The sequence below is a fragment of the Deinococcus pimensis DSM 21231 genome, assembly GCF_000519345.1.
Lineage (GTDB): Bacteria > Deinococcota > Deinococci > Deinococcales > Deinococcaceae > Deinococcus_A > Deinococcus_A pimensis.
The window spans coordinates 58,720-80,870 of sequence record NZ_KI912635.1 but is presented as its reverse complement, the minus strand read 5'-3'; the positions used below and the strand labels follow the sequence as shown (position 1 = coordinate 80,870).

18 protein-coding genes, 1 tRNA gene and 2 pseudogenes are annotated in these 22,151 nt (G+C 69.6%); 9 read left to right on the top strand and 12 right to left on the bottom strand.

Annotation, left to right across the window (positions count from 1 at the left end):
- Positions 1-297: pseudogene (locus DEIPI_RS39215) on the bottom strand (Nif3-like dinuclear metal center hexameric protein); the annotation flags it as partial.
- 88 nt (positions 298-385) lie between these two features.
- On the opposite strand from DEIPI_RS39215, the gene DEIPI_RS0107515 reads away from it, so the two are divergent.
- Positions 386-460: transfer RNA gene (locus tag DEIPI_RS0107515), tRNA-Val, on the top strand.
- Positions 461-858: 398 nt separating this feature from the next.
- On the opposite strand, the gene DEIPI_RS0107510 is transcribed toward DEIPI_RS0107515, so the two are convergent.
- Together DEIPI_RS0107510 and DEIPI_RS29395 are read right to left on the bottom strand one after the other, a co-directional pair.
- Positions 859-1,125: a response regulator transcription factor gene (locus DEIPI_RS0107510; RefSeq protein ID WP_027481368.1), complete on the bottom strand. Its 267-nt coding sequence runs from the start codon at positions 1,123-1,125 to the stop codon at positions 859-861.
- Positions 1,126-1,149: 24 nt separating this feature from the next.
- A complete protein-coding gene (locus DEIPI_RS29395; protein WP_052351659.1) occupies positions 1,150-1,686 on the bottom strand; it encodes a response regulator transcription factor in 537 nt (178 codons plus the stop codon).
- A 732-nt stretch (positions 1,687-2,418) separates the two neighbouring features.
- Between DEIPI_RS29395 and DEIPI_RS0107500 the strand changes: the two genes are divergently transcribed.
- From DEIPI_RS0107500 to DEIPI_RS0107480, 4 genes are all read left to right on the top strand, one after another.
- The gene (locus DEIPI_RS0107500; RefSeq protein WP_027481367.1) at positions 2,419-4,152 is read left to right on the top strand and encodes a cytochrome-c peroxidase; all 1,734 of its coding nucleotides are present in this window, start codon (positions 2,419-2,421) and stop codon (positions 4,150-4,152) included.
- 30 nt (positions 4,153-4,182) lie between these two features.
- A complete protein-coding gene (gene hemA / locus DEIPI_RS29390; RefSeq protein ID WP_052351658.1) occupies positions 4,183-5,211 on the top strand; it encodes a glutamyl-tRNA reductase in 1,029 nt (342 codons plus the stop codon).
- Between the two features lie 123 nt (positions 5,212-5,334).
- Positions 5,335-8,136, top strand: coding sequence for a choice-of-anchor D domain-containing protein (locus tag DEIPI_RS0107490; RefSeq protein WP_169737049.1), 2,802 nt, complete (start codon positions 5,335-5,337; stop codon positions 8,134-8,136).
- A gap of 311 nt (positions 8,137-8,447) precedes the next feature.
- Positions 8,448-10,175 (top strand): cytochrome-c peroxidase, encoded by a 1,728-nt coding sequence (locus DEIPI_RS0107480; protein WP_027481365.1) that lies wholly within the window; start codon positions 8,448-8,450, stop codon positions 10,173-10,175.
- Between the two features lie 17 nt (positions 10,176-10,192).
- Here DEIPI_RS0107480 and DEIPI_RS0107475 read toward each other — a convergent pair whose 3' ends face one another.
- Entirely contained in the window at positions 10,193-11,551 is a 1,359-nt protein-coding gene (locus DEIPI_RS0107475) for a sensor histidine kinase (protein WP_157463527.1), read from the bottom strand.
- A gap of 218 nt (positions 11,552-11,769) precedes the next feature.
- On the opposite strand from DEIPI_RS0107475, the gene DEIPI_RS0107470 reads away from it, so the two are divergent.
- Positions 11,770-12,423 (top strand): LuxR C-terminal-related transcriptional regulator, encoded by a 654-nt coding sequence (locus DEIPI_RS0107470; protein ID WP_027481363.1) that lies wholly within the window; start codon positions 11,770-11,772, stop codon positions 12,421-12,423.
- A gap of 82 nt (positions 12,424-12,505) precedes the next feature.
- Here the strand turns inward: DEIPI_RS0107470 and DEIPI_RS0107465 are convergent, their stop codons facing one another.
- The 5 genes from DEIPI_RS0107465 to DEIPI_RS35425 form a co-directional block, all read right to left on the bottom strand.
- Positions 12,506-12,946, bottom strand: coding sequence for a CHRD domain-containing protein (locus DEIPI_RS0107465; protein ID WP_027481362.1), 441 nt, complete (start codon positions 12,944-12,946; stop codon positions 12,506-12,508).
- A gap of 12 nt (positions 12,947-12,958) precedes the next feature.
- The gene (locus DEIPI_RS35430; protein WP_052351656.1) at positions 12,959-13,726 is read right to left on the bottom strand and encodes a plastocyanin/azurin family copper-binding protein; all 768 of its coding nucleotides are present in this window, start codon (positions 13,724-13,726) and stop codon (positions 12,959-12,961) included.
- Positions 13,727-13,843: 117 nt separating this feature from the next.
- Complete coding sequence (locus DEIPI_RS0107450; RefSeq protein ID WP_027481361.1) at positions 13,844-14,788, bottom strand: aldo/keto reductase; 945 nt, start codon at positions 14,786-14,788, stop codon at positions 13,844-13,846.
- A gap of 179 nt (positions 14,789-14,967) precedes the next feature.
- On the bottom strand, positions 14,968-15,480 hold the full coding sequence (locus DEIPI_RS0107445; RefSeq protein ID WP_027481360.1) for a hypothetical protein: 513 nt from the start codon (positions 15,478-15,480) through the stop codon (positions 14,968-14,970).
- Between the two features lie 449 nt (positions 15,481-15,929).
- Positions 15,930-16,361 (bottom strand): response regulator, encoded by a 432-nt coding sequence (locus DEIPI_RS35425; protein ID WP_052351655.1) that lies wholly within the window; start codon positions 16,359-16,361, stop codon positions 15,930-15,932.
- Between the two features lie 88 nt (positions 16,362-16,449).
- On the opposite strand from DEIPI_RS35425, the gene DEIPI_RS0107435 reads away from it, so the two are divergent.
- Positions 16,450-16,647: a hypothetical protein gene (locus DEIPI_RS0107435; RefSeq protein ID WP_027481359.1), complete on the top strand. Its 198-nt coding sequence runs from the start codon at positions 16,450-16,452 to the stop codon at positions 16,645-16,647.
- A gap of 5 nt (positions 16,648-16,652) precedes the next feature.
- On the opposite strand, the gene DEIPI_RS0107430 is transcribed toward DEIPI_RS0107435, so the two are convergent.
- The 3 genes from DEIPI_RS0107430 to DEIPI_RS35420 all read right to left on the bottom strand — a co-directional run bounded on the left by DEIPI_RS0107430 (position 16,653) and on the right by DEIPI_RS35420 (position 19,696).
- A complete protein-coding gene (locus DEIPI_RS0107430; RefSeq protein ID WP_027481358.1) occupies positions 16,653-16,997 on the bottom strand; it encodes a hypothetical protein in 345 nt (114 codons plus the stop codon).
- Positions 16,998-17,115: 118 nt separating this feature from the next.
- On the bottom strand, positions 17,116-18,090 hold the full coding sequence (locus DEIPI_RS0107425) for a hypothetical protein (RefSeq protein WP_027481357.1): 975 nt from the start codon (positions 18,088-18,090) through the stop codon (positions 17,116-17,118).
- Positions 18,091-18,136: 46 nt separating this feature from the next.
- Positions 18,137-19,696: a sensor histidine kinase gene (locus DEIPI_RS35420; RefSeq protein ID WP_169737048.1), complete on the bottom strand. Its 1,560-nt coding sequence runs from the start codon at positions 19,694-19,696 to the stop codon at positions 18,137-18,139.
- Between the two features lie 122 nt (positions 19,697-19,818).
- Here DEIPI_RS35420 and DEIPI_RS36495 point away from each other — a divergent pair, with 122 nt between their 5' ends.
- On the top strand, positions 19,819-21,792 hold the full coding sequence (locus tag DEIPI_RS36495; protein WP_157463526.1) for an HD domain-containing phosphohydrolase: 1,974 nt from the start codon (positions 19,819-19,821) through the stop codon (positions 21,790-21,792).
- Between the two features lie 22 nt (positions 21,793-21,814).
- A pseudogene (locus tag DEIPI_RS39210) lies at positions 21,815-22,151 on the top strand (GGDEF domain-containing protein); the annotation flags it as partial.

The window sequence follows — 22,151 nt, the reverse complement described above, 5'->3', positions numbered from 1 at the left end:
CGCGCCGCGCCAGCCGAGCTCCCGCGCGAGCGCGTCGTTCCAGCCCGTCGTCAGCCGCCGATCGAACCCGTCGTGCGAGCACGCGACCGCCACGCCCGGCAGTCCCTCGCCGAGACGGTACACCCGGTGCAGGAACGCCGCGTCCAGCCCGGCGTCCGGCGGCACGTCCACGGGATCGAGCGCCAGCCCGAACCGCCGCACGTCCAGCTCCCCGGCGGGCGCGCGCCACACCACCCGCCCCTCCCGCTCACCCAGCCGCCTCGCCAGCCACGACGTCAGATCCTCCCAGCGCGCCATGCGGACACCGTACCCGCCCCACGTGAGGAACCCTTGACCCTCTCCCGCCCCGCCGCTACGATGCAGGGACTCGCGAAGCGGCGAGCATGGGCGGTTGGCTCAGCGGTAGAGCGTTCGCCTTACAAGCGAAGGGTCGGGGGTTCGAATCCCTCACCGCCCACCAGGAAAACCCCGTCAAAGACGGGGTTCCTTCCTTGTACCACGGACCCAACTCACGCTCCGCCTCCGAGCCGTGACCAGACGTCGCCCGAGCTGACGCACGTCCCTCGAACAGGCGAAGTTCACGTACCTCGACACCGCCTTTCGACGTCGGGCTCGTGAGCGCCCTTCCCGGCGCAGCGGCCAACCACCTCCGGACGTCCTGGACCACGCCAGATTTTTCCGCCGCGGAACAAGCCGGCCCCTGTCCACTCCTCGCTCCTGTCGTGGGGCGCCAGCGCGACCACGAGCTCGCGTTCCGCGAAACGGGCTTCCCGTCGACCTTCGGGGCCTGCGCTGCACCAGGACCGACGATCCTCTCCACGTCGAATTCCTCGAGTCGGGTCTTCCCGGTCTGCTCCATCAGCCGACGCGGGCCAGCGGCACCCCGGATTCCGCGGTGGGCGCGAGCCCGTGATGCCACGCCCACAGTGCCGCCTGGACGCGAGTGTGCACACCGAGTGAGACGTACACGAGTGAGATGTGGTTTCGCACCGTCTTCTCGGAAAGATCGACCTCCAGGGAGATCTGGTAGTTCGTCAGTCCCCGGGCGAGCAACATGAGGATCTGCACCTGTCGTTCCGTGAGGCCGACGGCGGTGAGATCATGGCGGACGGTTCGGTCGTGCATGCTGCCCTCCTGGGGTCGGTGCGTTCAGGCTCTGGGGACGACGAGTTCGATGCGGTGCCGGACACCGCGTTTGGCGAGGACGGCGGAGACGTGCACCTTGACGGTCTTGTAGGCGATCCCGAGTTGCCTGGCGATTTCGGCGTTGCTCCAGCCCTTGCGGAGGTAGAACAGCACCTCCCGTTCGCGGGACGTCAGGTGCGGGTCCTGGTCGTGCTCGACGAGCTGAAGGAGGAATGCCGGTTCCGCCCAGGTGTGGCCGTCTCGTACGCGTCTCAGTGCGTGGACGAGCGTCTCCGGGTCTGCTTGCGAGGAGACGTAGCCGCGGTAGCCGAGACGCAGCAGATCACGCAGTTCGGCGGGATGCGTGAGCGGGTGGACGAGCGCGATCGTGGGCAGCGTGGGGGTGTCCAGGGTGCGCGAGAGGGTGGTGTGGAAGTCACGCAGGCAGAGGTGTGCGCCCTCCGGACTGGTCTGGAGGATGAAGCCATGCGGTTCGAGGAGTCGATGCAGGCTGGCGGCGAGCAGCCGGTGGTCGGTGTCCAGCCAGAGGATGTGTGGCATGGTCTCCTCCTTGTTCGCGTGAGTGAGCACGGTCGTGGGAGGTCTGTCGTGAGGCCGCCGGTGCGTCGTTTGTCCTGCGTCGTGCGGTGTGTCTGCTCATCCCTGCTGTGAAAAACCTTACGGCTGCATTCAGGCTATGCGGCACAAAACCGTAATGTATGCAAACTTCCGGTATGTCCCTATGTGCAAGGCACATGATTCACTCAAAAAATGAAGGGCCATCGCGACGACGTGGAGCTCACGCACGGGACGTGCCCATCCCGGTTGAATGGCACGCCGTCACGTTCACGACCCAGAGCATGACCACCCGGACCGACGCGCCATGTGCGGAGGAAAAGGTGTGCGTCCAGGGTCTAGGACCAGCGACGTAGCCAAGCAGGACCTTCGCCCGTTGTGCCGACCGTCACGAATCCACACGATGAAGATCGGATCAGCTTCAACCCATCACACCGTCAACCCACACTCAGCGACGGCGCTCAACCTCTCCTCCGGCCCACACCCCTCTCAGGAGGTCCACATGCCCGAGGCAAGACCACGTCAGGAGCGTACGACCGCGACATCCGACCAATCGCCTCGCCGACCGGCGAGGCTCACCGACGTCACCCCGCCCTCGAGTCACGTGTGCACCCAACGAGGACACTGCCGATCTCCCTGCGCTTCCACCCTCGACCGCGTCACCTTCGAGCCCGAACACGCCCCGACCAGCCAGGTCACCCCCGAGGAGAACCGCTGATGCGAACCCCTGCGTGCACGACCACCACCCGCGCAGCCCGTCACGCCCTCACCCTCACCATCGGGCTGCTGCTGCTCAACGCCTGCAGCACCAACACCACCTCGGGCGGCGCCACCGAGCCCGCCCCCGTCGAGGCGCTCGGCGTCAAGGACGTCGATCGTCCGCTCAACCTCGTCCCTCTGCCCGTCATCGGCGGCATCGGCGACGTCAACTACAACGACCGTACGCAACTCGCCAAGGTCGTCCTACTTGGGAAGGCCCTCTTCTGGGACCAGCAGGTCGGCGAGTACCGGGAGTACATCTCCACCGACCCGCTCACCAAGGCCATCACCGCGTCCGGAGTCAAGACCGGCATGGCCTGCGCCTCCTGCCACTTCTCCGCGGGCGCGGACAACCGTGGCGTCAACAACACCGTCTCCGTCACCGTGGACGGCCTCACGAGCCAGGTCAAGTCCGTGGGCTCGGAAGGCGTACCGAAGCTGACCTACAATGGTCGGTACGCTGCCGACGGCAAGATACCCAGCGACGTGACGACCGACACCGACGACGTCTGCACGTCCGTCGACACCTCCCCGCGGCAGATCACCGGCGCGCAGGCACCGTCCGCCATCATCGCCGGGTACAACTACCTGCAGTTCTGGAACGGTCGCGCACACAACAACTTCAACGGCCTCAACCCGTTCGGCAGCACCGCCAACGGCGGCGACACCGTGTTCGATTCCGGCCAGTACACCACGAACTCCAGCCTCGCCTCCCAGGCAAACGGCCCCGCCAACAGCGACGTCGAGATGACCTGCGCGGGGCGCGACTGGAGCAACCTCGGATGGCGTCTGCGCAACAAGCGCGTGCTTGCCAAGCAGGACATTGATCCCAACGACAGCGTTCTCGGTCAGGGCGCCGTGATCCCGAACGTCAGAAACCTCACCTACTACGACCTCGTTGCGAACGTCTACGGCTTGCAGGTCGCCGTCAACCCGAATACCTGGACGAACTTCGGACGCCTCTGGGGACAGGCCGTGCAGGCGTACGAGCGCAGCCTCAACTCCGACCAGACTCCCCTCGACAAGTACCTCGCCGGCGCGTCCAGCGCCCTCAACCTCGACTACACCTCCACCAGATTCGGCAAGGGCAACGCCCTGCGCGGCTTCGGCGTCTTCAAGGGCAAGGGCTCGTGCACCGACTGCCACTCCGGCCCCGAACTCACGGACGCCAGCGTCAACTTCGTCCTCGTCAAGGGCCTGATCAACGAGGACGGCGGCGACCAGGGCTTCCACGACATCAACTCCTTCCCGGAGCAGGCCGACGCGGGCCGTGCCTCGACGGGCCCCAAGGGCGTCACGTTCTCCGAGACGATGCGCAAGGACCCGACCAACACCGCCGACGTCGGCGCGCACAAGACGGCGCCCCTGCGCAATGTCGGCCTCACCGCCCCGTACTTCGCGCACGGCAACGCCGACACCCTGGAGGACGTCGTCGAGTTCTACAACTCCGCCGGCACGATCCTCAACGGGCAGAAGGTCCCCTGGCGCAACGCGAGGCTCGCCTCACGCCTCAAGCAGCTCAGCCTCGGCACCCAGGACAAGGCCGACCTCGTCGCCTTCCTCAAGCTCGGCCTCACCGACGACCGCGCCGCGCGGGACGCCGCGCCCTTCGATCACCCATCCCTCACCATCCCCGGCGGCAGCGTCAAGCTCATCGACGCGACGGGCAAGTTCGGCCGTCCCAATCCCTGACCTTCGCTTCGCGCTCCCCATGAGGCCACGATGGACATCAGCGTGATCGGCATCAACCACCGCAGCGCCCCCCTCGACGCGCAGGAGCACGCCAGCGTCGACCCGGCCGACGCACCGCTCCTCAACCGCGCCCTCCACGCGTACGCCGAGGAGGTCATGCTGCTCGCTACCTGCGGCCGCACCGAGATCTACCTCGCGGGCCAGGCGGACCTCCGCGCGGTCCACGCGTCCCTGTGGCCGCACCTGAAGCCCGCCCACACCTACCACTTGCGCGGCGAGGCCGCCGCCCGGCATCTCTACCGCGTCGCCGCCGGACTCGACAGTCCCGTCCTCGGCGATGGGCACATCCTGCGTCAGCTCAAGCGCGCCTGGGCGGACGCCCGGGCGGCGGGCAGCATCGGCGCGCGTCTCAACCGGGCCACGCAGGGCGCCCTCGCCGTCGGCAAGGCCGTCCGTACCCACACCTCGCTCGGCACGCATGGCGTCAGCCTCGGGTACGCGACCGGCACGCTCGCCCGTCAGGTGCACGGCGACCTCCACCACGTCGACGCCCTCGTCGTCGGCGCCGGCGACGTCGCGCAGCAGGTGATGCGCCAGCTGCACCTGAGGCGCGTCCGGACCCTGCACGTCGCCAACCGTACCCTCGAACACGCCACCCGCGCTGCCGCGCGCTTCGACGCGCAGGTCCATCCTCTCGACGCCCTCACGGAAGTCCTGCCGCGCGTCAACCTCGTCGTCACCGCCCTTCGAACGTCCGCTCCGATCATCCGCACGCAACACCTGCGTTCCTGGCCGCCCCGCACGCCCGTCGTCCTGATCGACCTGTGCATGCCGCGCGCCATCGAGGCGACCGCGAGCACCCACGCGAACGTGACGTCGTTCAACCTCGACGACGTCCACCACGTCATCAGCGGCGTCCATGCCGAACGCGCGCGCGACGTCCCGCACGCGGAGGCTCACGTGGAGCGCGGCCTGCACGCCCTGCGGCACTGGACGGAGCAGCGCGCCGCACGTCGCGTCCGCGGCAGCGACACCACGCTCGAGCTGGCGCTCGGTTGACCGCGTCGCTCGTCGATCCCGCACCTCCGCCACGGCACCCACCCGTCCTTCGACGCGCACGCCGACCTTCCGGTCGCGGCGGCGCTCCACGTGCGCGGCCCTCCGCCGCAGCAGGAGACGCCCGTGAAAACACCCACCACTGTCGCGCTGGCCCTTGCCCTTCACGCCACGATCCTCGTCGGCTGTGCCCGAACGCCCGGCCCCTCGCCCAGCACCTCTCGACTTCCGGCGGCACCACCACAGGCTGCGGCCGAACCCTCCGCGCCGCAGCTCACCCCGACGGCGGTGTCCAGCGGCAACCTCGACGGCGCCGGCACAGGCAGTGGCAACAACCACCTCTTCGTCCTCAAGCCGCTTCCGCAGGGCTTCACGGCCCCCACGACCTTCTCCGGCACGTTCGATTCCGCCGCCGGCCCGCAAGTCGACATCTGCGAACTTTCCGGCACACGGACGGGCGGTGCGTCGGACAAGACCCGCGTCTGCAGCACCGTCCAGGGCGCCTATCACCCACCACTCGTCTCGAACATCACCGGCAACCCCTACCGGTTGAAGTGGGACACACGGTCCAGCGCGAGCATCACGGGCGGGAAGGACTTCCGCTTCAGGTTCCTCTCGAAAGGATTGCCCATCGGTTTCGTCGACGTCGGGGTCTACCCGAAAGGGCAGCGTCCCACGGGAACGGCCCTGACGAGGTACAACGGGTTCATCCTGGTCGAGCAGGAAAGCACGCTCGACCTGCAGTTCCGCATCGAGATCGGCGCGACCGCCGTCGCCGCCACGGACGCGGACACCCTGGAATTCGGGACCGTCCGACTGCGTGGCACCAACGACACGTCCCCGCCGACCCTCACCCGGACCGTGACCCTCAGCAACGCCGGGAACACCGAACTGACCGGCATCACGTTGAACGTGACCGGCACCAACGCGGGAGACTTCACTCTTCCCGCCACAGCCCCATGTACCCAGCCGATCGTCAACAGCGCGACGGCCACGGGCGGCGCCGTCACCAGCTGCGGCATCAACGTCACCTTCACGCCCAAGGCGGCGGGGGTCCGGGGAGCCTCGCTCGTCATCCAGTCCAGAACGCCTGACGCGCAGAAGGTCGTCACGCTGTCCGGGCTCGGTCAGTCGGACGTCCCGCCCACACCCAGCAACCCCCCGGCGGACGGACGGCTGATCACGGTGTTCCCCGCACGAAGCATGGTCGTCCTCGACAAGTTCCCCGCGAACCAGCTCGTCACCGTTCGTGTCACACACGCCGCCGGCGCCGTCGGGAGCAACCGTACGGCCACGGTCATCACCAACGCCGCGGGCTTCGCCGAGGTGAACCATCCTGGTGGTGCCTGCTGGAGCGGCGGAACGCCGTTCATCCAGCCGGGCGACACCATCGAGGCGGCGACGTCCGTATCGATCGACCAGCTCACGGTCGCGGACGTCAACCTGACGAGTCTGCCCGTCGCGACCCTCATCTCCGACCCCACGACGACGGACCCGAAGTTGTACGACGTCGACCTGCGTGCGAGCGTGGCCACGGCCCTCGTGAATACCGCGACCCCGGGTCCGGCAGGGCTGGAGGTACGCATCGTCGACACGAGCAACACCCGGTTCGACAAGAACCAGCGCCGCGACCTTCGCGCCTCCGGCGACCCCGCCGCCCTCGACGACGAGGCCGACCTCGTCAGGGTCGGAGCCATCGACGGCACACACGACAAGTGGGTCGCGACCTTCCACAACCTCGACGAGCACGACGTGAACCTGATCATGGCCAGCACGGGCATTCCACGGGTGATGTGGCTCGGCACCAACCCCGCCGCCGGCAACGAGGTGACCATCCACGAAGCAGGCACGGGCGTCACGCCGGAAGCTCTGGCGGGCTGCAACGCCCCCTTCGAAGGTCCCAGCGTCACGGTCAGTCCCGTCGAACTGTCGCTCCTCGCGCCGAGCTCAACGAGCGTCGCCTCCGGAACGCTGACCGTGCAGAACACCGGCGGCATGCCGATTTCCCTCTCGCTCGACGGGCTCACCGGCAGCTCCACCTTGAAGCAGACGGCAACCACCTGCAACGCGAAAGCGCCGCTCGACCTGAAGGCCAGCTGCAGCATTGACGTCACGTTCAGCCCGAACAACGTCGCCGGACCGTACCTGGCCTTCGTGACGGTGAACTCCCAGTCTCCCGCAGGACCACAACGCGTGCCGGTCACCGGCCGGGTGGTGGCGCCGCCCACCGCCGACGGGAAACAGCTGTTCCTCGCACCCAACACGCACAACATCTTCGTCTTCCCCGGGCGTTCGATGGTCACCGCTGAGAAGTACCAGCCCGGCGAGGTCCTGACCGTGCAGGTCTTCCGCAACGGCAGCCTCAAATACAAGGCCGACAACGTCATCGCGGGTCCGGACGGTACCGCGGAGGTCAACCACCCCGGTGGAGCCTGCTGGACGTCATTCACCCCGTACCTCCTGCCCGGAGATCAGATCAGGGTGCTGGGCAGCACGTCCTACGAAGCGACGACCATCCAGGACGTGAAGCTCGACCTGACTTCCGGTGGGCGCGCGACGAGCCGGTCGGGCAACACGGTCACGGTCACGGGCACCTACGATCCGGCGCTGAACCCCGCCGCGCTGGAAGTCCGCATCGTCGATTCGAGCAACACCCGCTTCCAGGTCAACGGACGACGTGACCTCCGCGCGCCCGGCGCGGGGACGCTCGCCCTCACCGCCCCCGCCTTCACGGGCAGCTTCACGCTGAACACCTTCGACGCGAACCTCGCCACGGCGGACACGGCCATCGCCCGCGTCGCCTGGCTCGGCACGAACCCTGCCGCCGCGAACGAAGCGACCCTGATGGAGGCGGGCGCGGGCATCACCCGGGACCCCATGCCGGGCTGCGCGGCGACCGCGCCCCTCGATCCGCCACCGACCCCGTAATCGAACGCTTCCCGCTCGATGCGACCTCGAGCGTCACCGCGGACCCTGCCGGACCGGCAGGGTCCGCGGTGACGCTCGTGGACGTTCACAGAGCGTCAGGGCCACCTCCGAGTCCGCTAGGTCCCGGGTCCTATAGACGCGCGGCGCGGTAGACCCGATGATGACGTCAACTTCACCTTCTCTTCAGGTGCAGAGGGCGCGCCGGACGTTCGTCATCGCGTCCGAACAACGCCGAGACCATCAGACGTTCCGCCGCGAGGGCGGTGAACGTCACCCTGCTCGCGTCCTCCCCGGAATACCGAAGGTGCGCCATGTCCATCCGTGCCCGTCACGCCCGTCCATGCCGCCGTCCGTACGCCGCCCGCCTGACGCTCACGCTCGGCGGCGCCCTGCTCGCCGGGTGCGCCACCACACCCCACGAACAGACGTCCTCCCCGGCCGCCGCCCCCCTCGCGCTGTCCGGCGAGCCCCTCCCGCTCGGCGCGGTCCCCATCCCCAGGATCCAGAACAGCACCATCAAGAACCAGCAGGCCGCCGTCCGGCTCGGCAAGGCCCTGTTCTGGGACGTTCAGGTCGGCAGTGACGGCAAGACCGCGTGCGCGTCCTGCCACGCCGTCGCCGGTGCGGACGACCGCACCTTCAACATCGTCAATCCCGGCCCCAACGGCATCTTCGAGGCCACCTCCGGACCGGACCAGCCGTTCGACTTCAGCCTCGACGACACGCCCGACGCGGACCCCTTCGACCACAAACGCCCGGCAGGGGACGACATCCTCGGCTCGCAGGGCGTCGTGCAACGCGTCTTCCGCGCCGTCGGAACCGACCCGACCAGCGACCCCGTCGACGTGTGCGACGCGCCTCCCACCACTCGGCTCGGCCTCTTCGGCACCGCCCGGCAGGTCACTGGACGCAATTCGCCCACCGTGATCGGCGCCGTCCACAACCGCCAGCAGTTCTGGGACGGACGCGCGCACGACGTGTTCAACGGCTTCAACCCCTTCGGTGTCACCGCCAACGCCGACCTCACCAGCAGCGGGTACGACGCGCGACGCTTCCGACCGGACGGCAACATCAACAATATCGATCGCTCCGCCAAGAAATTCATCATGGCGGGTGGAAGCCTCGCGTCACAGGCGGTCGGGCCGATCAACAACGACGTCGAGATGGCCTGCGAGGGCCGCCGCACCAATGGCCGGAACGGCCTCGCGGAGAAACTCCTCCGAAGGACGGCGCTCGCGCGGCAGAAGGTCGACCCGAAGGACGGCGTGCTCGGCACGCTCGCCCGAAGCGACCGCGGCCTGAAGGTCACGTACAGGCAGATGATCGAGGACGCCTTCATCGGCACCGTCTCCGCCGACCCCCTCACGTACTTCACCGTGGTGTTCGGAGAGGCCGTCGACGCGTACGAATCGACCCTCGTCCCGACCGACACACCCTTCGATCGGTACCTCGCCGGGGACCTCACCGCGATGACCGACCAGCAGAAGGCGGGCTACATGACCTTCAAGGGCCGCGGGAACTGCATGTCCTGCCACGCCGACAGCGAACTCACCGACGCCAGCGTCCGGTACGCGGCCCTACACGGCCTCGTCAACGAGGACGGCGGAGACCAGGGCTTCCACCGCCTCGGCGTCACGCCCGCCGCGGTCGACCCGGGACGCGCGGGCGCCCCGACGGGCGGACAGACCTTCTCGATGTCGAAAGCACCGGCGGACGTCGGCGCGTTCAAGACGCCCGCGCTGCGCAACGTCCGCCTCACCGCGCCGTACTTCCACGACGGTAGCGCCGCCACCCTGCACGACGTCATCGACTTCTACGAACGGGCAGGCGCGTCCAGTGACCCGACCATCGCGAGTCAGGTCAAACGTGTCAAACTCGAAAGCGCCGATCACGACGCCCTCGAGGACTTCCTCGCGAACGCCCTGACCGACTGCCGCGTGGTCCGTCAGAGCGCGCCGTTCGATCATCCGGAGTTGAACGTCCCGAACGGTCGCGCGCTGCCCGCCGTCGGCGCTTCCGGCGTCGCCACCTCCTGCTGAGTGCCCGTCATTCTCCGTCACACGACGTCGTCCGTGTCGAGCCGCAACGGCAGCCGCGCCTTCACGGTCGTGCCGTCCGGACCGGACTTCACCTCGAACGTTCCACCGAGACTGCGGGTTCGTTCCTCCATGCCCACCAGACCGAGGTGCTCCCCGCCACGCGCCGCGAACACGTCGAACCCCGGACCGCCATCCGACACTTCCAGGTACAGGTCCTCGCCCTCCGTGCAGGCATGCACGTGCTGCTTCATCCCGCCAGCATGCCGGTACGCGTTGGTGAGGGCCTCACGGATGATGCGGAACGCCGTCATCTTCACGGGGAGCGGTACTCCACCCGGAACGTTCCCGAGATTCACCTCCACCACCGTTCCCGTGCGGCGCCGGTGGTCACGCGCGGCACGCTCGATGGTCTGCCTGAGGTCCAGATGCTCCAGTTCGGGCAGCCGAAGTTCCGCCGTGATGGTCCGCAGTTCGTGCATCGCGTGCTGAAGCGTGTCCTTGAGCACCCCGACGTCCCGCTGCGCCTGGGCCCGCTCGACCGGCTCAAGGTGCCGTACGTGCATGTCGATTCGTTCGAGCCGCAGCAGCGCGTACCCGAGCTCCTGCGCGGGGCCGTCATGCAGTTCGCTGGACATGCGCCGCACGAACCGCTCGTTGAGGGCGCTGCTCCGGGTCGCCGCGAGCCGCACCCGATCGTGAAGCTGCGCGTTGAGCGCGACGAGCGCGTCGAGCTGCGCGACCTGTACCGTCAGCTCCCGCTGCTGCCGGGTGATGGTGTCGCTGCCGCGCCGCACCAGCCCGGACAGCAACAGGTACGTGGCGATCGTCGCGAGCGCCACCACCCCCCACGTCTGCCACTGCGCCGAGCGAATGTCGCGTTCCAGCGCGTCGACCGCCTGGTAGAACTCGGCCACGGCAATCACCCGGTCACCTTTGTCCGCGCGGATCGGCGCGTACGTCTCGATCAGCCGGGCGAAGCGCCTGCCCTCACTGACGTTCTCCACGTCGTCCAGGTCGCTGAAGCTCGACACGACCTCACCACGCCACGCCCGGGCCTGCTCATCCTTGACGGGGAACACCCGACCCGCGTTTTGACCGTACAGCTGCCGCCCCCCTGGCGCCCACAGCTTGATGCTGACGATCTCCTGCTCCAGCGCGCTCCTGCTGAGCACCTGCCGGACCGCGCGCGCCTCGTCCTCGGGCAGTCGACCCTGCCGGTCGAGGGCCTGCAGGTGCGGCGCGACGAAATTCTCCACGTACAGCGCCGCGGTGACCCCGGCGCGGTGCACCACACGCTCACGAATCTGATGCCCGAGCCACCACCCGACCGTCACGCCGCTCAGCAGCAACACCACGAAGCTGCTCAGCGCGTACATGCCGGCGAGGCTCCACGCTCCACGCGTCGCCCCGCGCGTTCCCCGCGACTCCGGACGAACCGCCATGGTCCATTCTCCCAGACGCTCCGGGCTCACGCATCCGACGTTCGTCGGGTCGTCCTCCGCTCCGCCCGCACCACGATTGTCGCATCATGAAGCATGACGTCACGCACCACGTGCCGCACTCACCACCGCACCCGTGTCAGGAGGGGGTGCGCGTGAAGTCCGACGTCATCCGCGTGGTCGTCGTGGACGACCACCCCCTGTTCCGTGACGGCGTCGTCATGACCTTACAGCACGAATCCGACATGCACATCGTCGGTCAGGGCGGCAGTGCCGCCGACGCGATCCACCTGGCGACCACCGTCGCCGCCGACGTGATGCTGCTCGACCTGAACCTTCCCGGCGGCGGCATCCACGCCCTCAGGGAGGTCACGCGGTCCAACCTCGTCACGCGCGTGGTGATGCTCACCGTCAGCGAGGACGAGGCGGACGTGCTCGCCGCCCTGAAGAACGGCGCGCGCGGCTACGTCATCAAAGGCGTCACCGGACCGGAACTGCGCGACACCGTCCGCTCCGTCCACGCTGGCGAGGTGCGCATCACACCGGTGCTCGCGAGCGGGTTGCTCTTCGAGCTCGCCGGCGTCCCCCGGGGCCCCTCGACGGACCCGCTCGACGAACTCACCTCACGTGAACGGCAGATCCTCGAGGGCGTCGCGGCGGGGCACAGCAACAAGGAAATCGCGCGCGATCTCGGACTGACCGAGAAGACCGTCAAGCACTACATGACCAGCGTCCTGCAGAAACTCCAGGTGCGCAACCGAGTCGAGGCGGCGCTGCTCGCGCAACGCGAACGCCGCCGTGAACGCTGACACCGATGGACCTGTCGGGCGGAGTCGGGATCGGCGCACGGAGGCAGGGTCAGGAGCACCTGACGCTCGACGTGACGTGCCGTCAGCCCTTGGTCGCCTTGACCGGCGCGCACACGGGGATGACGGTCAGGTCCGCGGCGTCGTGCACGTTGATGTACGCGCCCGCGTCCCCCGCGATCTTCGTCGTGGTCGTCTGTACGCTCACGCTGGCGTTGCCCTGCGCGTCCGCCGTGAACGCCGGGAAGCCCACCGTGACCGGCCCGTTCGACGCGCACGGGTCCGTGCTGGAGTCCGGCCCGAACGCGTGGTAGTGCGCGGCGTACGCCCTGTTCGGCGTGAGGCCCGTCAGGTTGAGGGTCGTGGTGACGTTCCCGTAGATGTCCGTCGTGACGGTCGCGGCGCCCGCCGCGTTCGGGTCCGCCGGCACGGGGTTGTGCCGGAACGCCAGCGTGCGCGGCGTCATCATGCAGCCCCCGAGCAGCAGGGTCGTGACGAGCGCGAGACCAAGACGTGATGCGTTCATGTGTGCCTCCCTTTACTGGCCCGTCACGGTGATCGTGGCGGTCATGCCCTCGTGGTACGAGCAGTAGTACGTGTACGTGCCCGCCTTGCCGAACGTGAAGCGGTAGGTGTCGCCACCTCGCAGGTCCGGAGAGCGGAACTCGCCCTGCGTGGCGATGACGTTGTGGATGGCGCGGCCCTCGTGCCGCCACTCCACGGTCGTGCCGACCTTCACGGTGAGCGCGACCGGGGTGAAGGCGTTGTCCCCGATCCGCACCGCCTGCGTGGTGACGGTCGGAGCGTCGGTGCCCGGCAGGTCGCGCGCCGTGCTCGTCGCGGGCGCGTTCGCCGGAGCGCCGGTCAGGGTGACCGCGCAGAGCGGGATGACGGTCAGGTTCGCGGCGTCGTGCACGTTGATGTACGCGCCGGCCACGCCGGCCAACCGTGAAGCGGGGGCGCGCAGGGTGACGATCGCTGCGCCGTGCGTGTCCGCCTCGAAGGACGGGAAGCCCAGCGTGACGGGACCGTTCGAGGCGCAGGGATCACCTCGAGTCCCGGCGGGCAGCGCGTGGTAGTGCGCGGCGTACGCCCTGTTCGGCGTGAGGCCACGCAGGGTCAGGACCGTTTCGGTCGTGTCGCCCTCCAGCAACCGCACTCGCGCGGTGCCTGCCGCCTTCGGGTCGACCGTGGTGAGGTTGTGCCTGAACATGAAGGTGCGGGCGGTCGGGGTCTGTGCGGACGTCAGCGCGAGACCGCCGAGGATGAGAACGATCCCGAAGAGCCGGGCGGGTCGGTACGGCATGGTGGCGTCTCCTTCACCCGCAGATACGCGCGTGAAGGACCGCCGGATGTCACGACGCGCACGACCACCGGATCATTGAGTCGTGATGAAGGCCCGCGCAGGCGCGGCACCTTCACGTCATGACGGGACGCTTCGCGTGGCCTCCTCGATGACGTGGCGTTCCTCCTCGGTCAGCAGGGGCCTCGTGGAGGCCCGCACGTTTTGCTCCACCTGCTCGGGCGTCTTGCCGCCCGGAATCGCGACGGACACCGCCGGGTGGTCCAGCACGAACCGCAGGGCCAGCTCGCCCAGCCCACGGTCCTCCGAGGCGAGCGGACGGAGACGGTCCACCACGTCCAGTTGCTCGCGGAACCACGCCTCGCGCGGCCAGCCGTGCCGCACGTCCCCTTCCGTGAAGGTCGTCCCGGCCGTGAACTTCCCGGTGAGCATGCCCATGCGCAGGGGGCCTCGGACGACCACGCCGATGCCGCGCTCCTGGCAGGAGGGCAGGATGTGCCGCTCGGCGGCGCGGTTGAGCAGACTGTAGTCGAGCTGCACGACGTCGAGCGTCCCGTCCCGGTCGAAGCGGCGGACGTACTCGGGGTCGTCGGTGCTGACGCCGGTCGCGCGGACGCGCCCCTCCGTCTTGAGCCGCGCGAAGGCCGTGAGGAACGCTTCGGTTTCACGCTCGTCGTTCCACCAGATGTGATCGAAGTACACGTCCACGTAGTCCGTACCGAGCCGCCGCAGGCTCGCCTCGAACGCCTCCACGACCTTCTCGGGCCGGTCGTACACCGGCTCACGCTTCGGGTCACGGTGATGGCCCATCAGGCCGCCTTTGGTGGCGACGACGATTCGGTCGCGGCGGCCCCTGAGGACGCGCGCGACGAGTTCCTCGCTGTGACCCGCGCCGTACACGTCGGCGGTGTCGATGAAGTTCACGCCGAGCTCCAGCGCGCGCTCCATGGCGCGTAGCGAGGCGGCGTCCTCCACGGGTCCCCAGGCGTCCCCACCGATCGCCCACGCGCCGAACCCGATCTCCGAAACCTGAATGCCGGTCCTGCCCAGATTGCGCTGCTGCATTCGCTGTTCCTCCGTCCGCACGTTACCCTCGCGGGCGGGGCGGACGATCCCGAGTGCGATGAAGACGCGTCCCAGGAATCCGAGGACGGATCGATGCTGCGGGCGGGCGCCGGACTCCGCCACGACGTCAGGGAACGTCGCGCCAGGACGTCATGTGTCCGCCGCCCACGCGAGGACAGTCAAGGGCTGATCCACGTGAACATCAGTTCCAGACCGCGTTTCGACGTCAGGTCGTGAAGCACGGCCGCGCACGTCCTGAACCCCAGGGGCCCCGTCCGGTAGAACCGCAGTTCGCACGACCGCAGTGCGGCCTCGGTCATCCCACCGAGCAGTGCGGACACGCAGGCGTTCCTGATCAGCATGCGCGCCTCGTCCGGGCCGGACGGCGGCGGCTCCACCTGCCGTCCGTTCGCGAAGAGCCAGGCCGTGTGGTCGTCGTATGGTCCCCGGCGGCTCCCTCGCGGCCGGAACTCGAGCTGCTGAAGGCCTGCGCTCCGGCCACCCGGGTCCGGCGTGGCGTTCACGACGTCGAGCGACTTCCATGTGCCGGAGGCCGTCGCCGCGACCGTAAACGTGACCTTCAGCGCGAGAGGATCATCCAGGAACCGTTCTCGATAGCCGATGACGGCCCCGTCCGGCAGGTACAACAGCTGACCGGAACGCAGTTCCGTCTGGTCGAGGGTCGTGGTCATCTTCCCCCCTCTGCTTGGCTTCATCGTCGTCCGTCAGGACTGGACAAGCCCGACAAGTGACTTGGCGGGGAGGACTGGACACTTCGAGTGTACGCACGAGCGGACCGTCCGATCAACCGTGGGATGTGCCGTCGCGGCTCGATGAGGACGATCGTCGACACGGAAGAGATCCGCTGGTCCTCCGCGCGGAGCCCGGCGCCCTTCGTCCGTTTCCTCGCGGCGGCGCTGGTGTGCGGGTCGGCCGCTCGAGGCCGACCTCAGCGACGCGGGGATCGTGCGCTTCGCGGTCGTGCTGAGCCTCGCGGTGCTCGTCGTCTCGCGCGCTGGTCGTCGCGGTCGGCTCCCTCGTGCTGCCCGTGTAGTTCACCGGGAGATGATCCTCGTCCATGCCCGCACGCCCCGGTGGTTCGATCTCTTCGTCACGTCGCCGCGTTGACGGCCGCGCCCGGTCAGAGGTCCACGAGGTTCGCGGGCATCACGGGCCGTTTCACGTGCCGGAACCAGAAGTCCGTCAGCGCGCGCAGCATCGGTTCGAGCGCGTCGATGTCGTTCGGCTTGACGACGAACGCGTTGGCGAACTCGTGGTAGGCGTGCCAGACGAAGGGGTCCGCGTCGTGCTGGGAGAGCACCACCACGGGCAGCATCTGCCGATCGGCGTGGCCCTTGACGAGCCGCAGCACGTCGAGGCCGGACAGGCCGGGCAGATCGAGGTCGAGGAGGACGAGGTCGAAGGGACGGTCCCCCACGGCGCTCACGGCGTCCTCGCCGCTATGGACGACGGTGACGTCCACGCCGGGCAGGAGGCCGCGCAGATGACGTTCGACGAGGTACGCGTAACCCTCGTGGTCTTCGATGAGCAGGATGCAGGGGGTGAGGGGCATACGAAGGTGCCTCATTGTCGCGCATCCACGCATCGAGCGTGGGGGGCGAAGGCGCCTTCGTGGCGGCCCGCGTCTGCTATGGTCGAGTGTGATCATTTCACCTCAGGACATCAGCGACCACTCCGCCCGCACCGGCACGTCGGTGTTCACCGTCGTGCCCGGCGTGGACGTCAGACGTGACGACCTCATCCACTGGGAGGGCCGCGCGTACGCCGTGCAGAGGGTCCAGCGGACCCTCGCGAGTGGCGCGAAGGTCGTCGAGACCACCTACCGCGCGAAGCTCTGACGTCCTCAGCGGGGGGCGGCGGGGACGGCGACCCGGGCGGGTTCGGCGGTCATGACGGGCCGGAAGGTGCCGTTCACGACGCGCACGACGCCGCTGGGCGGCAGGATGAACGCGCCCGCGTCGCCCTGCAGGTCCCGGCGTTCCTGCAGGTAGCCGTGCAGGAGCACCTCGAACGCGGCGAGGCCGTCGGCGCGCAGGTAGGCGAGCTCCTCGGGGGTGCAGTTGCGTCCCGTCACCTGCACGCAGAGGTTCTGCAGGACGACGTCGCGGGTGCGGTCGTCGTCGGGGTGACGTTCGAGGAGGTCACGGAGGGCGTCATAGCAGGCAGCGCACAGCTCGTCGAGCCACATGCCCCAGGGTAGGCTCATCCCCGTGCGTGCCGCCATGCGCGTCCGTTGACCCGGGGTTGACCCAACCTCAAGGTGGGAGGCCGATCAGAAACGCGTCAGGCGAGCGCCCGGCGCGTCGTCACTCGCAGGTCCCCCAGGGCGTGGGAAGCTGGACGAGGTCGCGGAAGCGGCCCGTGCGGCAGAAGCGTGCGTCGGCGACGTCGAGGGTCTGGCCGGGTGGCGCGGCGAGCCGGCGAGTCTCGCGGGTCTCGTCCCAGCCGAAGGGCACCGGTGCGGGAACGGCCGAGACGAGCGTGGCGCGGGCCGGGGCGGGCGTGAGGTCGTCGGTGTAGGCGGCGCGCAGGTGCGGATCGAGCGGGTACGGTCCGTACGTCTCCTGCCAGGTGCGGTTCGCGGCGGCGTCGGCGTCGGCGCGCCGACGTTCGGGCGCGGCGTCCTCGCCCTCGGACGCGCAGGCAGGAGCGCCGGGTGAGACGTTGCGGCAGGCGTTGTCGAGGAGGATGCTGCCGACGCTGACGCGGACGACGGCGTAGGCCATCACGACGCCGTCGGCGCGGGTGAAGCGGTCCTTCCAGAGGACGTCCGGGGTCGCGCAGTCGCGGCTGAGGGAGCCGAAGCAGCGGCGCGGTGCGGCGGGCGTGGCGGCGGGGTCGAGGCGGGCGTCGTTGCGGTACGTGACGGCGGTGATGGCGGCGGGGCCGTTGCGTCCGTTCGCGCGGCGGTACTCGTCGCCCGTGACGAGTTGCGACCAGAGCCGATCGATGGTGCTCTCGCCGCGCAGGGCGGCGTCCGCGTAGGCGCGGGTCTCGGTGCTGGCGGGAGCGCGTCCCAGGACCTGCTGGTACGTGAGGGAAGCGCCCCAGGCGGCCTGGGCGAGCGTGAGCGTCTCGACGGAGAGCCGTTGCGTGCGTGTGAGCGGCGCCCAGTAGGCCAGCTCGGCGCTCGTGGGGGCGCGCTGGAGGGCCTGACGGAAGGCGCGGGTGACGAGGTCGGCGGCGTCCGGGCCCGTCGCGGGCGTGGTCTGGGCGAACGCGGCGCCCGCGCCCAGGGCGAGCGTGACGAGCGGTTTCAGGAGGGGGCTGAACGGACGCACCTGTCCTCATTCTAAACACATGAATCTCTCGTGAAGAAGACGGGGATCAGGCTGGGGGTGCGGTGGGCGCCCCTGCCGCGGGCAGGGTGAAGTGGAACGTCGCGCCCTCGCCCTCACGGGACTCCACCCACACGCGTCCACCGTGCTCCTCCACGATCTTGCGGACGATGGCGAGCCCCACGCCGCTTCCCGCGTACCGCTCGTTGGGATGCAACCGCTGGAACATCCCGAAGACCCGTTCGTGGAACTCCGGGGCGATCCCGACGCCGTTGTCGGAAACGCTGAAGCGCACCATGTCGCCGTCGGGGCGCGCGAGCACCCTCACCTGCGGCGCGCGGTCCGGCACCTGGAACTTCAGGGCGTTCCCGACGAGGTTCTGCAGCACCTGCCGCAGTTGCGTCTCGTCCGCGACGACCTCGGGCAGGGGGCCCCGCAGCACGGTCGCGTTCTGCGCCGTGACGGTCGCGGCGAGGTTGTCGAGGACCTCCGTCAGGACGCGCTCGGCGTCCACCACCACCGCGCGGCGCTCGCGGCCCAGCCGGGAGTAGGACAGCAGGTCGTCGATGAGGGTGTTCATGCGCTGCGCGGCCTCCACGGTGAAGCCGAAGTAGCGACGCCCCTTCTCGTCGAGGGCGCCGCCGAACTTCAGTTCGAGCAGCTGCAGGTAGCTGGTGATGGTCCGCAGGGGCGCCTTGAGGTCGTGCGACGCGACGAAAGCGAACTGCTCCAGCTCGCGGTTGGAGCGCAGCAGCTGCTCGGTGCGCTCCTCGACGCGGCGCTCGAGGTCGGCGTTGAGCCGTTCGAGGGCCGCTCGCGCCTCGTGCCGCTCGGTGACGTCGAACTGCACGCCGTCCCAGACCGTCCGCCCGTTCGTCAGGCGCCTCGGGCGGGACGCGAGGTGCATCCTGCGAATTCGCCCGTCTCGGTGGCGAAAGTCCGCCTCCACCTCGAAGGGTTCGTGCCGGGCGAGGGCCTCCCGCTCGGCGGCGAGGAGCCTCGGCACGTCCTGGGGGACGACGAGGCCGTACAGCGCGTTCGGATCCTCGTAGGCCTCCCGGGGCGTGACCCCGACGAGGTCCTCCAGGTTCGCGCTGACGTACCGGAAGGCCCGACCCCCGCCCGGGGTCTCCTCCACCTGGTACGTGACGGCGCCGGGCAGGTGGTCGGTGAGGGCCCGCAGCGTCGCCTCGCGTTCGGCGAGGTCCTCGCGGGCGCGCTCCGCGGCCACGAAGGCCTCCTGCCGCGCTCCCCCCATCCACGCGATGGTCACGCCGACGAGGAGGTACAGGACGTTCCCGAGCAGCTCGGACGTCGAGAAGCTGAAGTCGAGGGCGAGGAAGGGCGGCCGGACGAGCAGGTTCACGCCGAGGGCGCTCACGGCGAGCGCGAGCAGGGCGGGACGGAAGCCGTAGAGCAGGGCGGACGCCGTGATCGCGACGAAGGAGAGCAGGTAAGGCACGTTCGTGGCGAGGACGCCGCCGAGCGCCAGGCGGACGAGCAGCATGGTCGTCGCGAGGAGCGCCGCGACGACGTAGCCGCCGGGCCGGACGCGAACCGGTGGGCGGGGGGATGTCCCGGAGGACAGCGCGACGGGCTCGCTGGTCATGCCCTCAGCGTAGGCGCCCGGCGGGTCCGCGTGAGGGGTCATTTCGACAGTCGTGCCCCTCATGCACTTTTCCCCGCTGGCGTGAAGAATGAATGAAGACAGGACGCTCCCCGAGGACCCCCATGACCACCGCCGCACCCCTCCAGGGCGACACGCTGCTTCTGAGCATCACCCGCCGCCTCCTCTCCCTCTCCTCCCCCGCCGACCTCTGCCACGAGGGCCTGCGCTTCCTCGCCCACGAATTGCGGGCGGATCTCGCGATGCTGCACGTCCAGCGCGAGGGCGACGTCTTCACGCTCGCCGCCAGCGTCGGGGAGCACCCGAAGCTCACCCTGCACGAGGTGCAGCTCCTCACGCCCCGCTGGCGCGAGCTGCTCCTCGCGGGCGAATGGCACAGCCAGCCCCTCCCGAACGACTCCTGGGAAGGCCCCGAGGAGCTCGGCTACGTGCACCTCGGCGCGCGGCACCTCGTGTGCTTCGGCCTGCACAGCGGCGAGCGGCTCGTGGGGTACGTGGGCCTGCTCTTCCGCGACCCCCGACCGGAGCTCGGCACCCTGGGCGTGCTCGGCACGCTGGGCGCCCTGTGGGGTACGCTGCTCGACCGCCTCAGCGCACAGGCGGCGCTCAACGCGCGCGAGGCGATGCTGCGTTCCGTCACGGACAACGGCACGGACCTCGTCACGGTGCTGGACGCGGGCGGAGTCATCACGTACCAGAGCGCGTCGAGCGTGCGGATGGTGGGCTTCACGGTGAACGAGATGCTGTCCCGCGACGTCTTCGGGTTCATCCACGAGGACGACCGCGCCCACGTGTCGGAGATCTTCGCGGCGCTCGTGGCGGAGCCGGGCGCCACGCGGGACGTCACGTTCCGCTTCGCGCACCGCGCGGGCCATCACGTCTGGGTGGAGTGCCGGGGGCGCAACCTGCTCGCGGACCCGGACGTGCGCGGCGTGGTGGTGCACACCCGCGACGTGACCGAGCAGCAGCGCACGCGCGCCCGGCTGGAGCAGCGCGTGCAGGACCTCAGCCTCATGCACGCCGCGAGCCAGGCGCTGGCACGCGCCACGGACGTGGAGTCCGTCGTGAACGACGTCGTGAAGCTCATCCGGGCGCGGCTGCGTCAGGAGTACGTGCGGGTGCTGCGCGTGGACGAGGAGGGCGTGACGACCGTCGTGAACGCCGAGGAGGACGACCTGCCCGGCGCGCTCCACCCGTCCTCGGCGGTGCGGCTCCTGCCGGGCCAGGGCCTCGTGGGCGCCTGCGTCGCGTCGGGCGAGACCGTCCTCGTGAACGACGTGCTCGCCGACGAACGCTACGTCCCGCTGTACGCGCAGGTGCGCAGCGAGCTCGTGGTGCCCCTGTGGGTCGGCGGGCGCGTGTGGGGCGCCCTGAACGTGGAGAGCACCACGCCCGGCGCGTTCGGCGACGAGGACCGCCGCGCGCTGGAGACGGTCGCCGCGCAGATCGGCGCGGGCCTCGCGACGGTGCTGCTCCTCGACGAGCTCCGGCGCAGCCACCACGACCTGGAGGGCGCCTACGACGAGACCATCGAGGGCTGGGCGCGCGCGCTCGACTTCCGCGATCAGGAGACCGAGGGGCACAGCCAGCGCGTCACGGAGCTCACCGTGCGGCTCGCTCGCCGCATGGGCCTCGGCGAGGAGACGCTCGTGCACGTCCGGCGCGGCGCGCTGCTGCACGACATCGGCAAGATGGGCATCCCGGACCACGTGCTGCGCAAGCCCGGCCCCCTCACGGGCGAGGAGTGGGGGGTGATGCGGCGTCACCCGGGGATGGCGATGGAGCTGCTCTCCCCCATCCGCTTCCTCGCGCCCGCGCTGGAAATCCCGTATGCTCACCACGAGAAATGGGACGGCAGCGGCTACCCCAGGGGCCTGCGCGGCGAGGAGATCCCGCTCGCGGCGCGGATCTTCGCGGTCGTGGACGTCTGGGACGCGCTGCGCAGCGACCGTCCCTACCGACCCGCGTGGAGCGCGGAGCGGGCGCGGGCGCATATCGAGGCGGGCGCGGGCAGCCACTTCGACCGGGAGGTCGTGCGGGTGTTCCTGTCCGTCCTCGCGGGCGGGGACGGGACTTGAGCCTCCGTTGGAAGGAGCGACGATGACGAGCGAGGGCACGACACAACCGCACGTGGACGACCTGCACGAGGAGCTCGTCTCGCTGCGGCGCCTCATCGCCGGGTCGTCCGGTCTGCCGCCGCAGGATCTGGCCCTGCTGCACCGCGACGCCGTGTACGCCGCGATCGACGTCGGTGAGATCGGCGTGGCGATGACGCACGCGCTGACCTTCCTCGACCTCGCGCGCCTCAGCGGTGACGCGCCCCTGCGGGCCAAGGCGCACGTCGCGGTGGCGCTCGTGCGTTCGGAGACGTACGACGACCTCGGCGCGGCCTCGCACTTCCGCCGCGCCGACGAGCTCGCGCGTGAGGCGGGCGACG